General features: G+C 63.5%; 12 protein-coding genes. 2 read left to right on the top strand and 10 right to left on the bottom strand.

Annotation, left to right across the window (positions count from 1 at the left end):
* Positions 1 to 3 precede the first annotated feature (3 nt).
* The 10 genes from AC4FS3_RS01305 to AC4FS3_RS01260 form a co-directional block, all read right to left on the bottom strand.
* On the bottom strand, positions 4 to 1,116 hold the full coding sequence (locus AC4FS3_RS01305; protein ID WP_491019301.1) for an ABC transporter ATP-binding protein: 1,113 nt from the start codon (positions 1,114 to 1,116) through the stop codon (positions 4 to 6).
* 100 nt (positions 1,117 to 1,216) lie between these two features.
* Positions 1,217 to 2,434: an ABC transporter substrate-binding protein gene (locus AC4FS3_RS01300; protein WP_491019023.1), complete on the bottom strand. Its 1,218-nt coding sequence runs from the start codon at positions 2,432 to 2,434 to the stop codon at positions 1,217 to 1,219.
* Between the two features lie 28 nt (positions 2,435 to 2,462).
* Positions 2,463 to 3,332, bottom strand: a complete 870-nt coding sequence (locus tag AC4FS3_RS01295; protein WP_283176654.1) for a carbohydrate ABC transporter permease — start codon at positions 3,330 to 3,332, stop codon at positions 2,463 to 2,465.
* A 3-nt stretch (positions 3,333 to 3,335) separates the two neighbouring features.
* On the bottom strand, positions 3,336 to 4,223 hold the full coding sequence (locus tag AC4FS3_RS01290) for a carbohydrate ABC transporter permease (RefSeq protein WP_491019022.1): 888 nt from the start codon (positions 4,221 to 4,223) through the stop codon (positions 3,336 to 3,338).
* A complete protein-coding gene (locus AC4FS3_RS01285; protein WP_491019021.1) occupies positions 4,220 to 5,380 on the bottom strand; it encodes a Gfo/Idh/MocA family protein in 1,161 nt (386 codons plus the stop codon). Before AC4FS3_RS01285 ends, AC4FS3_RS01290 begins: the two co-directional genes overlap by 4 nt.
* A gap of 175 nt (positions 5,381 to 5,555) precedes the next feature.
* Positions 5,556 to 6,476: an ROK family protein gene (locus AC4FS3_RS01280; protein ID WP_491019020.1), complete on the bottom strand. Its 921-nt coding sequence runs from the start codon at positions 6,474 to 6,476 to the stop codon at positions 5,556 to 5,558.
* On the bottom strand, positions 6,473 to 7,621 hold the full coding sequence (locus tag AC4FS3_RS01275; RefSeq protein ID WP_491019300.1) for an N-acetylglucosamine-6-phosphate deacetylase: 1,149 nt from the start codon (positions 7,619 to 7,621) through the stop codon (positions 6,473 to 6,475). The genes AC4FS3_RS01280 and AC4FS3_RS01275 overlap by 4 nt, the downstream gene beginning before the upstream one ends.
* 2 nt (positions 7,622 to 7,623) lie before the next feature.
* Positions 7,624 to 8,742 carry a D-TA family PLP-dependent enzyme gene (locus tag AC4FS3_RS01270; RefSeq protein ID WP_491019019.1) on the bottom strand — a complete coding sequence of 373 codons (1,119 nt, stop codon included), beginning with the start codon at positions 8,740 to 8,742 and terminating at the stop codon, positions 7,624 to 7,626.
* Positions 8,742 to 10,244 carry a M81 family metallopeptidase gene (locus tag AC4FS3_RS01265; protein ID WP_491019018.1) on the bottom strand — a complete coding sequence of 501 codons (1,503 nt, stop codon included), beginning with the start codon at positions 10,242 to 10,244 and terminating at the stop codon, positions 8,742 to 8,744. Before AC4FS3_RS01265 ends, AC4FS3_RS01270 begins: the two co-directional genes overlap by 1 nt.
* A gap of 2 nt (positions 10,245 to 10,246) precedes the next feature.
* Positions 10,247 to 10,765, bottom strand: coding sequence for a hypothetical protein (locus tag AC4FS3_RS01260; protein WP_491019017.1), 519 nt, complete (start codon positions 10,763 to 10,765; stop codon positions 10,247 to 10,249).
* Positions 10,766 to 10,963: 198 nt separating this feature from the next.
* On the opposite strand from AC4FS3_RS01260, the gene AC4FS3_RS01255 reads away from it, so the two are divergent.
* Positions 10,964 to 11,851, top strand: a complete 888-nt coding sequence (locus tag AC4FS3_RS01255; protein WP_283176661.1) for a MurR/RpiR family transcriptional regulator — start codon at positions 10,964 to 10,966, stop codon at positions 11,849 to 11,851.
* Between the two features lie 69 nt (positions 11,852 to 11,920).
* Positions 11,921 to 12,736: an SDR family oxidoreductase gene (locus AC4FS3_RS01250; RefSeq protein WP_491019016.1), complete on the top strand. Its 816-nt coding sequence runs from the start codon at positions 11,921 to 11,923 to the stop codon at positions 12,734 to 12,736.
* Positions 12,737 to 12,740 lie beyond the last annotated feature (4 nt).

The following is a 12,740-nucleotide window of genomic DNA, read 5'->3' as shown; positions in this document are numbered from 1 at the left end:
GGCTCAGCCATTGGATGTTCCGGGCAAGAGGCGGCGTTCCAGCGCCTCGCCTGCCGCGTCAAACAGATGGCAGTCGGCGGCACTGAAGCCGAGGGTGACCGACTGATCTGCTTTGATCGCCTGGTCTCCGGGCAAAGCGACGCAGAATGAGGTTTCAGCTGTGCCGTTCAGGCTGGCCCAGGCGATGGTCTGCTGCCCAAGATGTTCGACCACCGAAGGCGTCACCCCAAGCCGCATCTCTCCTCCCGTAAGGGTAAGATGTTCTGGCCGGATCCCGAGGGTGAAGGCCTGGCCGACTGCGGCCGCAGTCGCATGGACCGGGATCGTCACCGCTTTGCCCTGCCAGTCGATCACCGCGCCGGCATCAGTGACCCCGGTGCAGGTGACGGGCAGGAAATTCATCCGCGGATTGCCGATGAACCCCGCGACGAATGTGTTTTGCGGCTTGTGATACAGATCCAGCGGCGCACCGACCTGGGCGATATAACCCGCATTCAGCACCACGATCCGATCGGCCATGGTCATCGCCTCGACCTGGTCATGTGTCACGTAGATCATCGTGGCGCCGAGCTGTTTATGCAGCCGCGTGAGTTCAATTCGCATATCAGCGCGCAGGGCGGCATCAAGATTCGAGAGCGGCTCGTCAAAGAGGAAGATTTCGGGCGCGCGCACGATGGCACGGCCGATGGCGACGCGCTGGCGCTGACCGCCGGAAAGCTGGCCGGGCTTTTGTTTCAGCCGCTGGTCAAGATGCAGGATCTTTGCCGCCGCCGTCACCTTTTCGCGGATCACCGCCTCTGGCGCGCGTTCGACGCGCAGCGGGAAGGCGATATTCTCGAAAACCGACATATGCGGGTACAGCGCGTAAGACTGAAACACCATCGCGATGCCGCGTTTTACCGGGGCAAGATCATTCACCCGCTTGCCATCGATCACGATATCGCCGGCCGTGGTATGTTCCAGCCCGGCGATCATCCTGAGCAGCGTCGATTTCCCGCAGCCCGAGGGGCCGACAAAAACGATGAACTCGCCTTCCGTCACATCAAGGTTCACGCCTTTGACGACCTCGAACTGGCCGAAGGTCTTCACCACGTTTTTCAGCGACAACTGGCCCAAAGAGCGGATCCTTTTCATGCAAGGATCACGGCGGCAGAAGAGATGTGCCGCCGTGACAGGGAGAAGGGCCAGCCGGAGCGAGGAGGCAGGCCCCCGCGCCTTACTTGTATTCTTCCAAAGCGGCGGCGGCTTTGGTCAGCGCCGCCTGAGGTTCGGCGGTGCCGGTCACGACAGATTGCACCATTTCGATCATGACATTCTGGAAGCCTTTGTAATCGGTGAACAAAGGTTCCGGACCGCCGAATTCGATCCCGTCAACAAAAGGCTTCCAATAGGGCGCGGCCGCCAGCATCGCATCCACCGCAGGGCTGGGGCGCAGCGGTGTCAGCCCTGCAGCACCACCGGCCTCATATTCCTCCTGCACCTTGGGTGAGGTGATGAACTTCGCGAATTCTATGGTTTTGTCTTCGACCCCCGACCCTTTGAACACCGCAAGGCTGTCGGTGATCAGAAGCGTGCCCTTCCCCCTGGCCGATGGCCCGAGCGGGAGATCGGTGACGCCCCAGTCGACCTTGGTATCGGCCAGAAGGAAGGCCGCACCCACCGAGGCCTGGATCATGCCGACCTGACCATCCAGGAAGATCGCGCGGATTTCATTCTGCTCATAGGCGGTGGCGCCTTCGACGGAGTAAGGCGTGATGTCCTTATAGGCGGTCAGCGCGGCCAGAACATCGGGGCTGTCGAGGGTGATCTTGCCCCCGGCATCGATCACCTGGCCGTTATTGGTGTAGACCCAGTGCAGGAACTGGTGGACGGTATTGTCAAAGGTCTTGGCAGGCAGACCATAGCCGGCCTTGCCGGTTTTTTCCTTGATGACCCTGGCGAATTCGATCTCTTCGGCCCAGGTGACCGGCGGCTTTTCCGGATCAAGCCCGGCCTCTTTGAAGAGCCCCTTGTTCCAGTAAAGCGCCTTGGTCGAAAACGCGACCGGCACGCCCCATTGGGTGCCGTCAAAGGTGACGGTATCGACGATATGGGGGTAATAGGCGGCTTTTTCCTCATCCGTCATCGGCACTTCGACGATCAGGTCGTTCAGCGCAAACTCCTTCAGCGTGCGCGAGCCGACATAGGCCATCGCGGCGGGCGAGCCGGCTGCCGCCAGCGTTGTCGCCTTGTCCTGGCACTGGCCCCAGCCCACGACCTCGGGCTTGACCGACCAGCCGTCATTGGCGGCTTCCCATTCCTTGATATATTTCTCATGGACCGGGTCCATCTTGTCGCCGCAATAGATCCAGCTGATGTCTTCAGCCAAAGCGGGCAGCGCGGTCGTGGTGGCAAGCACCGCGCCGATCAGGCTATTCCGAAGCAGGTTGGACACGTCACATACTCCCGGTTGTGAAGGGTTTTTATTTTACCGCCCCGGCGGTCAGCCCGCCGACAAGGTATCTTTGCAGGAAGAAGATGATGACCATGGCCGGGGCGATGCCCACGAAAGCGGCGGCCATCAGCTCGTTCCAGACCACGTCCTGCTTGCCGAAAAAGGCATAAAGGCCGATCGGCAGCGGCATGTATTCGGTTTTGGAATTGAAGGTCAGCGCGAAGATGAATTGCTGGCTATAGGCGCCGATGAAGGTGACCATCGCGACCACCACGATCCCGGGGCTGGCGATCGGCAGCACCACCCGGCGAAAGATGTAGAACTGGCTGGCGCCATCGGTCCAGGCGGCCTCGTTCAGCTCAGACGGGATGCGCATCATATAGGTGCGCAACAGCCAGACCGCCGAAGGGATCAGGAAAGCCGCGCCCGGCACGATCATCGCCCAATAGGTGTTGAGCATGCCAAGCGAGCGCATCAGCCGGAACAATGGGATCAGCAGCACCGCGCCGGAAAACATCGAGACCGCAAGAAAGCCGCCCAGCACCAGCCCCATGCCCCTGAAATCGAACCGCGCGAAGGCATAGGCGGCGGGCACCACAAGAAGCAGCACGATCACGGTGGCCGCCGTCGAGATCAGGAAAGAGTTGAACACATACCAGGCAAAGCCAGGCACCCTTTCCCACATGGTCGAATAGGCGGCGAAAGAGCCGTTTTCCGGCCAGAAACTGTAGGGGGTGGAAAAGAGCTCGGCCAGCGGCTTCAGGCTGACCAGGAAGCCTTCGATGAACGGTGCCAGCAGGAAGAACAGGAAGACAAAGATCCCGGCATAGATAGCGATCACCTCCCACCAGTGGTAGCGATCAATCATCGGCGTGTTTTTGTCATGGAACAAAGCCATGGCCTATTCCTTTCCGCCAATGGTCTGCAGCCGCCGCGTCACCCGGAAATAGGCGAGGCAGAAGAGCGAGAGGAAAATGCAGATCACCACCGCCCGCGCGGCACCCTCGCCGTATTTTTTCGACCCGATGGCGGTGTGATAGGTGTCGATGATCATGGTGGTGGTCGACCCCGAAGGCCCGCCTTGCGTCAGGATCCAGATGATATCGAAAGAGTTGAAGGTCGCGATCAGCGAGAGCATCGACATTGTGATCATCGCCGGCAGCATCAAAGGCAGGGTGATGCGGCGAAAGCGGGTCCAGCGGCTGGCACCATCGGCCCAGGCGGCCTCGTAAAGATCTTTCGGGATCGACTGGATGGCGGCGAGGAAATAGATCGTGACCATCGGCACGCCAATCCAGACATCGGTGACGATAGTGGCCCAATAGGCGGTCTCGCCATAAGCCAGAAAGGCCACCGGCCCGTCGGTCAGGCCAAAGCGCTGCAAGAGGCCCGAGATCATCCCGAACTGGCCATTATACATCCAGCCCCACATGAAAATGCCAATCGCCATCGGCACGATCCAGGGCGGCATGGTCAGGATGCGGAACAGATAGCGCCCCGGCACGGCGGCGTTCAGCAGGACCGCGCCAAAGGTGCCGATGATCATTTTCAGCGCCACCGAGAAAAACGTCCAGGTGAAGGTGCGCCAGATCACTCCGAAGAAGGTCTCGTTGAAGATCTTCTCATAATTGGCGGTGCCGACGTAATTCGTCACCTTGCGCAGGCTCGCATCGGTAAAGGAAAGGCGGAAGGTTTCGACCAGCGGCCAGGCCACGATCACCAGCACATAGAGGATCGCCGGGGCCAGCAGCGCCCAGGCGAAGATCCAGGCGGATCGCGAACTGGTCATGCAGCCCCCTTCCGCGTCAGGGCCTCATCATAACGGTCCCAGACCGGGCGCAGATCGACCACCTGGCGGGAATGGCGCGCCTGATCCATCGAAAGCGCCAGCACCCCCGCCTCCAGCGCGTCGAGCGTCGAGACCGGCAGCGCCGCGCCTCTGGTGACATTCGCGGCGATCCCGGCGGCCATTTCCTCATCGGCGCCGTAATGCTGCGACAGCGTGGTGGCCTTGTATTCGCGGTCAATCAGCCGCTGTTCCGACAGCACATCGGTCACGCGGAAAAAGCCGCGGATGAAATCGCCCTCGGCCTGGGCTTTGGTGCCGAAGGCTGCGAAACGGCGGAACTGATCGGGGGCGTTCAGATTGGTGTGGAAATTCATCCCCACGCCATTGGCGTATTCCACAATCGCGACCTGATAGTCGATGATATCGCCATCGGAATCGAAGACCTTGTCAGACCCGTTCCAGCCCGAGGGCTTTTTGTGGAACATATCCATGTCGTTAACCCCATATGTGCGCGGGTCATTCGCCGGGATAAAGGTCTTCCGGCCCCCGAAAGACGCCACCCGTTCGGGCCTCGCCTGGATCAGACCGTTGTAAAGGTCGAGATCATGGCAGCATTTCTCCAGCATGAAGCTGCCGGACCATTTCTCATAGCGCCGCCAGTCGCGCATGAAAAACGCGCCGTGATAAGGGTAGATATGTTCGGCGGCCTCGACCGAGACGATATTGCCCAGGGTGCCGGCGTCACGCGCGGCCAGCAGGTCGCGATACAGCGACGCATAGCGCAAGACGAGGCCAACCGAGAGGTTTTCGTGCCCGTACCTCGCCAGCAACGCGGCCAGCGCATAAGTGTCCTCAAGTGACGAGACGATGGGCTTTTCGCTGAAGACTTTGACCCCCGCCTCCAGCCCCAGGCGGATATGGTCCAGGTGGAAATGGTTGGGCGAGCCGATCATCAGCAGGTCGAAGCCACCGGCCTTAACCAGTGCCTCGGGGCTTTCATGCGAGGTGCCGGCGGGAATGCCGTGTTCGGTCAGGGTCGCCATGCCGGCCGGGGCCGGATCGTAATAGCCCACGATCTCGAAATCCGGGTCCATCTCCCGGAATACATGGCCAAGATAGCCGAGACGAAAGCCGAGGCCGATAATCGCGACTCGCATAATTCACTCCCTGGGGAGAAATTCTTTTTCTGCATCATGGAGGGTTGTCGCGATGTTCGTCAATGAATTTTCGATGATGTGCTTAATTTATGTAATTTGTTTTCATGGTGGTGACTGATCCACGCAAAACCGGCGGAAAATCACTCCGCCGGGAAACCGGAAAATATGGGGTGGGTCAGCCGTCGTGCTTCCGGTTCAGGCCAAGCACCGCCGCGCCGACAAGGCCGGGCTCGATCGGGCATTGTGCCTGGACGATCAGCGGGCGGGAAAGCCGTTGCAGGATCCGTGCCCGAACCGCCTTATCAAGCGCGTCGATCAGGGGCCGCGCGTTAGACAGGCCACCGCCTGCTGCCATAATCCCGGCGCCAAGCATGTTTTGCACCATGGCGAGCGGGCCAGAGAGCAGATCGAGCCAGATCGCGATGGTCCGCGAGGCTGCCGGCTCCTCAGCCTGCCAGGCGGCAATGATGTCCTCTGCGGTACGTCCCGCGCCGCCAAGCGCGAGATGCAGCTTTTCCATGCCGCGCGCCGAACAGACCGCGTCGAGGCAGCCGGTCTGGCCGCAGCCGCAGGGAAAGGCGGGAAGCACGGTCTCCCCGACAATGCGCTGGGCGACCGGGCCATGGCCCCATTCGCCGGCAAAGCCGCCGCCCGATCCCGCTCCATCATTGATCAGCTGGCCCCTGACCACGACACCACCGCCAACCCCGGTGCCGAGGATGATGCCGAACACGACCGCATGGCCGCGCCCCGCGCCGATGGCGGCTTCGGCCAGCGCAAAGCAATCGGCATCATTGCCCAGAACCACCGGCAGGCCGAGCGCCGTCTCGAGGTCGACGCGCAGGGGCCGTCCGCTCAGGCAGGGAATATTCGCCACGGTCGCGAGGCCGGTTTCCGGGTCGATCACCCCGGCGATGGAAAAGGCGAGGCAGTCGGGCCGCCCGGGTGCCGCGTCGATGGCGGACTGCAAAACGCTGGTGAAGGCGGTGAAATCCCGGGCCGGGGTTGGAACGCGGATCGTTGGCCTGATGTCGTCAAGGCCAAAGGCTTCGGCGATCTTTATCGAGGTGCCGCCAATGTCAAAACACAGGATCACGACCGCGTCTCCTGTGCCGCAATGCCGCCGGATGGCGTGCCTGCGATCCAACAGCCGAGGACCTGCAGCGCATCGTCGAGGCAGATCAGATCCGCCCGGGCGCCGGGCCGCAGATGGCCGCGATCGGTCAGCCCAAGCGCCGCCGCTGGCGCCGCCGATCCAAGCCGCAGCGCCGCGCCCTTGTCCAGACCCAGCCGCGAATGGCAGTATCGCACCGCATCCGAAAGCGCGATATCGGCACCGGCCAGCGTGCCGTCTGCCAGGGTCAGCCGCCCCCCGGCACGCAAAATCTCACGACCATTCAGCATGAAACCGGTCAGATCGCTGCCAATGGTCGACATCGCATCTGACACGAGAAACACCTCCCCGGGTTTTGCCCGCAGCGCAACCTGCATCGCGGCATCGGCGACATGAAAGCCGTCAGCGATCAGCCCGGCATAAAGCACGGGCGCCACCAGTGCGGCGCCGACCAGCCCCGGGGCGCGGTGGCCGAGCTGGCTCATCGCGTTAAAGAGATGCGTGACCATCCGGGCACCCGCCGCGATATAGTCGCGCGCGGTGTCATAGTCGCAATCGCTGTGGCCGAGGCTTACCGTCACCCCGGCTGCGGCAAGGGCGCGAACCTGATCTGGCGTGACCGATTCCGGTGCCAGCGTCACGATCAGATGCGGCAGACGGCCCGCCGCAGCGAGGATCGTGGCGAGGTCATGATCCTGCATCACCCGGATCAGGGCGGGGTCATGGGTGCCTTTCTTCGCCTGTGACAGATGCGGGCCTTCGAGATGCAGCCCGAGGAAGCCGGGCGCCTGCGCCGCTTCCGCCGCCGCGACCGCGCGGCCGGTGATATCGGGGCGGTCGGTGATCAGCGTCACAATCACAGCCGTGGTGCCCAGCCGCGCATGGGCGGCGCAGATCGTCGCGATTCCTTCGGGCGTGGGGTCATTGTTGAACAGCACCCCGCCGCCGCCATTGACCTGGAGGTCGATATAGCCGGGCGCGATAAGACCTGGCAGACGCGGTCCCCGGGGGGCCGCGCCAGAGGGGCCGATCGCGGTGATCCGACCTGCTTTGAAGCTGATCGCCGCATCCTGATGCCAGGTCTCGCCATCGAAGATCTGGCCTGCGTGAAGGGTGCCGCTGCCCATACTCACCAGACCGTGCCCCGCGCAGCCAGAGGCTCCACCCGCGTGACCAGGCCGTCCTTGTGGAACACCATCCGGTCAAAGAGGTTCGAGACCACACAGGTATGGTTCGGCACCACCCGCACCAGTTCGCCAATCTCAGGCAGCGCGCCGGTACAGGCGCTCAGATCGACCACGGCATGTTCTTCGGAAAGGCTGGTGATCCTGGCGCCCGGAAGGCCTTCGATCTCGCCGTAATCCGTAAAGCCCAGCAGATCCGAGGTCAGCGCCTTTGATCCGCAATCGAGGACCGCACGGTCGGGCGTCGGGCGCGAAACCACGGTGGCCAGCACATGCATTGCCAGATCCCCCGGCCCGCATTCGCCCGCCCTGACCATCGAGCGGTCGTTATAGACATAGGTGCCGGCGCGGTGCTCGGTCGCCGAGGGCACCAGATGCGCCTTCCACAGATCGGGCGAGCCGCCATTGCTGCGCATCGGGCAGGGGATTCCCGCCTGCGCCAGCAGTGCCATGGTCTCTTGCAGGAAAGCCTCGACCCGCGCGGCACCGCCAGGGCCGGGATAGGTCATCAGCCCGCCGAAATTCAGGCCCGGCGCGGCGGCGATCATCTGTGCCAGCTCGAAAGCGTCTCGCGGGCTTTGCACCCCGCAGCGCCCGCCGCCGGTATCGCATTCGACCAGAACGGTGAGCGGCTTTTCCGCCGGGAAAGCTGCCGCCAGCCCCGCAATCGTCACCGCCGAATCCGCCGTCACCGCCAGCCGCGCCACGCGGGCGTTCAGCGTGACCAGACGCGCGATCCGCACCGGCCCGAGGATGTTATAGGTGATCAGGATATCGTCAAACCCGGCATCGGCAAAGGCCTCGGCCTCGGTCAGCTTCTGGCAATTGATGCCGACCGCCCCTGCCGCGACCTGCTGACGGGCCACCGCCGCGATCTTATGGGTCTTGATATGGGGCCGGAAATTCAGCCCATGCGCCGCCATATAGTCTTGCGCCCGCGAGATATTGGCGGCGAGCCTGTCTTCGTCGATCACCGGCAGCGGGGTGGCCACATCTGCCAGCGGCGTGCCGGCTTCGGGCCAGGGAAATCCCGGAGCGGGAAGGCCGGAAGGGGGGAAGCTCATCACATCTCTCCGAAAGGGTCATCCATGCGCGGCCAGATATCCGCCCGGACCAGCCGGTAAGGATTGGTTGCCGGAGTATTCGGATAGGGCTTCCCGGCGCTGCAATAAAGCACTTCCGAGGCGATGGGCGCAAAAGCTGCGTAGAAATGGTTGGTTGATTTGATCACGAGGATCTTTTGCGCCAGCGGATCGATCCCGAGGGCGGTGAAGAGCGAGGGGTCATAGCTCTGCACCCGAACCGTGTTGAGGATGACCTCGATCCCGGTTTCCGCGCCGGTTGTGTCCAAAAGCGCGATCCGCGCCGCCGGGCCAAACAGCGCGATGCTCTCGCCAAAGCGCATTTCAGCGGCCGCGTTCAGGCGCAGGACGCGGATCATCGCGTCACAGGGCTCGCCGGTCTCGGGCGCGGATTTGGCGCCGAACCGCAGGGGCATCTCGGCGCCCTCGCCGGCGACGAAACAAAGCTGTACCGCCACCGGATCCCAGATCGTGCCGATGGCCACGCCGCGCGCACCCTGTGACAGCAGTTCCTTGAGGATGACGGTTGCATCCCCCGCCGTGCCGCCGCCGGGATTATCCCACATATCGGCGATCACGACCGGCCAGGCCTGCGCCACCATCGCGCGCGAGACGGCCTCAGTCTCATTGATCTGCGGCATCATATGCTTGCCGCGATTGGCGAAAAGCGCGCGCCCGAGCTGTTCGGCAAGCCGCGCGCCCAGGGCCGGATCAGCATCGGTCACGGCGACCATTTTCGTCCCCATCTCGGGCACATCACCGGCCATGAAGCCGTGGATCGCGGACAGGGACAGAAGCTTCGGCTCGCTTGCCTCCAGCGCCATCATGCGGTCGACAAAGCTGCGCATCGGCTCGCGCGAGGTGGGGAAGACATCGATCATCCGGCAATCGAAAACCGAGACCACCGGGCTGACCCGACCTTCCAGCATGTCGACGAGGATGCGCCAGAGATCCTCGGCGCGGTCGACGAAATCGGTATGGGGAAATTCTTTGAAAACGGTGAAGAAATCCAGCGCGGCAACGCGTTTTGCGGTCAGATGGCTGTGGGGGTCCATCTCGGCGCAGAGGATCACATCCGGCCCGATCATCTCGCGGATCCGGGCCAGGAAATCGCCCTCGGGGTCGAGATAGCCCTGGGCCACCATCGCGCCATGCAGGCCCAGCACCACCGCATCCACCGGCAATGCGCGCTGCAGCTGGGCAAGGATCTCGTCCCTGAGCCCCTCATAGGCGCCTCGCGCGATCAGCCCGGCCGGGTCGGCCCAGGCGGCGGTGCCCTCGATCAGGTCCCAGCCTTTTCCGGCGCAGACCCTGCGCCCGACCGGAATCGGCGCGGTGCAGAGCGTCGGGGTCACCGGGTGCTGGCCCGGGGGCGCATAAAGCGACTCCTCGAAGCCCTTACGGTCGATCACGATGGGAGAGAATGTGTTGGTTTCCGTGGCCAGCGCCGCCACGAAGACCCTTCTCCGAGCCGTGCTGACCATGATCACTCTCTGATATGGGGCAGATAGCCCATAAAGCCCGCGATCTTCCACCGCCCGCCTTCCCGGCGGCAGATGTAAAGCGTCTGCCAGTTCATGCGGTCGCGGCTGCCATCGGCGCGCGGCAGCCAGCCGTCAAATTTCTTGCGCGCAAGTGCTGCCTCTCCGGTGATCCCGATCTCTTCGAGCCGCGTTGCCGCATAGATATGCGGTCGCGGATCACCGTCAAACATGCCTGCGGCGCACTCGGTCAGGTAGCTTTGGGCCTGGCGAAGCCATTCCGCGCGGTAGAGGTCGAGGCTGGGAAAGGCAAAGGTAAAGCCCTGCGGATCGGGCTGGTGATTGCCGGAAAGCCCGGTAAACGGACCTTCGGTGAAATCGCCCGCCACCCTCTCCCAGTCTGCCGTGGTCCAGGCGTCGATATCGCGGCGCACCAGCATCTCCCAGATGGCGCGTCGATCGGTGTCCGTTTCGGGGAAAGGGTTCGCGAATGGGTCGCGCCTGGCGGTTATTCGGGCGGTCATTCGGGCGGCTCCGTGAAAATTATTTCAGCTTGATCGCTTATTCTCTGGAATAATCGAAAGGATTATGCCTGAATGTCAAGGAGAAACGAAAATGAATTTCGGATTCCAGCGCATGCTTGACCAGGTCGCTCTGACAGGTTTCGTGGGGGGTGAAACAGCCCCGTCCCTGTCTGCAGGGCTGCGGCCATGGAGATCCGAATGAGCACCCCGAACGAGACTGCGCCGGACCTGATCTCGGCGCTCAGCGACGAGGAAGGGCGGCTTTCCGCAATGGAAAAGCGCCTGGCCGAGGTGGTGCTGGCGGATATGACCTATGCGACCAATGCCTCGATCACCGAGATTGCGGCGCGGGCGGGCGTCTCGCCGCCGACGGTGACGCGGTTCTGCCGGCGGCTGGGCTGTTCCAGCTTTTCCGATTTCAAGGTGCAGCTGGCGCGCTCGGCCTATGTCGGGCTGCGCTATCTCAAGCCGGAATCGGTGACCTCGACCCCTGCCGAGGTGGCGGAAGACATCGTGACCAAGGCGCAGAACGCGCTGTTCCAGATGCATCGGGCGCTGGATCTGGCAGCGGTGGAACGCGCGGTCGCGCTGATTTCCTCTGCGCAGATGGTGCATGCCTTTGGCTCGGGCGGCAATTCGGCGATGATCGCGACCGAGCTGCAGAACCGTCTGTTCCGGCTGGGGGTGCGGATCTCGGCCTCGAATGACCATGGCATGCATCTGATGATCTCGGCGGCGGCAGAGCCGGGGACGGTGGTGGTGGGATCTTCGCTTTCGGGCCGCAACCACGAGATGGTGCGCTGTTTCGCGCTGCTGCGCGAGCGCGGCATTGCGACCATCGCGCTGACCCAGCCCGGAACGCCGGTGGCCGAGGCCGCTGATCTGGTGATCCCGATCGACCTGCCCGAGGGGCGCAATATCTTCCGCGCCACCTCGACCCGTTTCGCCTTTCTCGCGGTGGTCGATATCATCGCGAACCTGGTGGCCTATGCCGACAAGCCGCGATCCGCCCGGATCCTGCGCGGCATCAAGGAACAACTGATCCGTCACCGCGACGGCGACGACCGCCAGCTTTTGGGCGACTGAAGCCGGGCCCGGGGCACGATGGCGGCCGCCCCGATGGTCCTTGTCATCTTGCCGCGAAGGATGTGACTTTTGGACCCGCGCCCTGCTGACCAGCCTTCTGCCGCCGCATCTGCGGCTTTGCCGCGTCTCGCCATCATCACCGGCAGTGCCGGCGATATTGGCCGAGCCATAGCGCGCCGTCTGCGCCAGGATCATGATCTCGTGCTGATGACCGATCTCGACCTGGACGCGGTTGCGCGCGCGGCGGCGGAGCTGGGCGAGGGCTTCCTGCCCTGGCAGACCGATGTCACCGATGCCGCCAGCTGCGCGGCCATGGCCGTCGGGGCGCAGCGCCTGGGGCAGGTGGTGACCCTGGTCAATAATGCGGGCGGCGTGACGGCGGCGGGGTTGCATTCGACATCAGTGGCCGACTGGCAGGCCGATCGCGCGCTGAACCTTGATGCCGCTTTCCTGACCTTCCAGGCGCTGGCGCCGCAGCTGATCCTGGGCCGGGGCTCGCTGGTCAATGTCGTTTCGGTCAACGGGCTGGGGGTCTATGGCCACACCGCCTATTCGGCGGCCAAGGCCGGGATGATCCATCTGACGCGGCTGATCGCGGTGGAATATGGCCGCCACGGGCTCAGGGCCAATGCGGTGGCGCCCGGCACCGTCCGCACCCGCGCCTGGGAGGCGCGCGCGGCGCAAAACCCGAATGTCTTTGCCGAGGCTGCCGCGCATTATCCGCTGGGCCGCATTGCGCGCCCCGGGGATGTGGCCGAGGCGGTGGGTTTTCTGGCCTCACCGCTGGCGGCGGCGATCACCGGCATCTGCCTGCCGGTCGATTGCGGGCTGACGGCGGGCACGCCATCGCTCGCGCGGACCTTCACGCAATCGGCCGACTGGTGAGGGG

The sequence above is a fragment of the Pseudogemmobacter sp. TB195 genome (genome assembly GCF_058313095.1).
The sequence above is the reverse complement of the archived record's forward strand: the minus strand, read 5'-3'. Positions and strand labels throughout refer to the sequence as shown.

Bases quoted from the DNA above. Each gene is read 5' to 3' on its own strand.
- AC4FS3_RS01295 (WP_283176654.1), bottom strand. From the start codon at position 3,332: ATGGCTTTGTTCCATGACAAAAACACGCCGATGATTGATCGCTACCAC.
- AC4FS3_RS01290 (WP_491019022.1), bottom strand. From the start codon at position 4,223: ATGACCAGTTCGCGATCCGCCTGGATCTTCGCCTGGGCGCTGCTGGCC.
- AC4FS3_RS01285 (WP_491019021.1), bottom strand. From the start codon at position 5,380: ATGCGAGTCGCGATTATCGGCCTCGGCTTTCGTCTCGGCTATCTTGGC.
- AC4FS3_RS01275 (WP_491019300.1), bottom strand. From the start codon at position 7,621: ATGGGCAGCGGCACCCTTCACGCAGGCCAGATCTTCGATGGCGAGACC.
- AC4FS3_RS01270 (WP_491019019.1), bottom strand. From the start codon at position 8,742: ATGAGCTTCCCCCCTTCCGGCCTTCCCGCTCCGGGATTTCCCTGGCCC.
- AC4FS3_RS01265 (WP_491019018.1), bottom strand. From the start codon at position 10,244: ATGGTCAGCACGGCTCGGAGAAGGGTCTTCGTGGCGGCGCTGGCCACG.
- AC4FS3_RS01260 (WP_491019017.1), bottom strand. From the start codon at position 10,765: ATGACCGCCCGAATAACCGCCAGGCGCGACCCATTCGCGAACCCTTTC.
- AC4FS3_RS01255 (WP_283176661.1), top strand. From the start codon at position 10,964: ATGAGCACCCCGAACGAGACTGCGCCGGACCTGATCTCGGCGCTCAGC.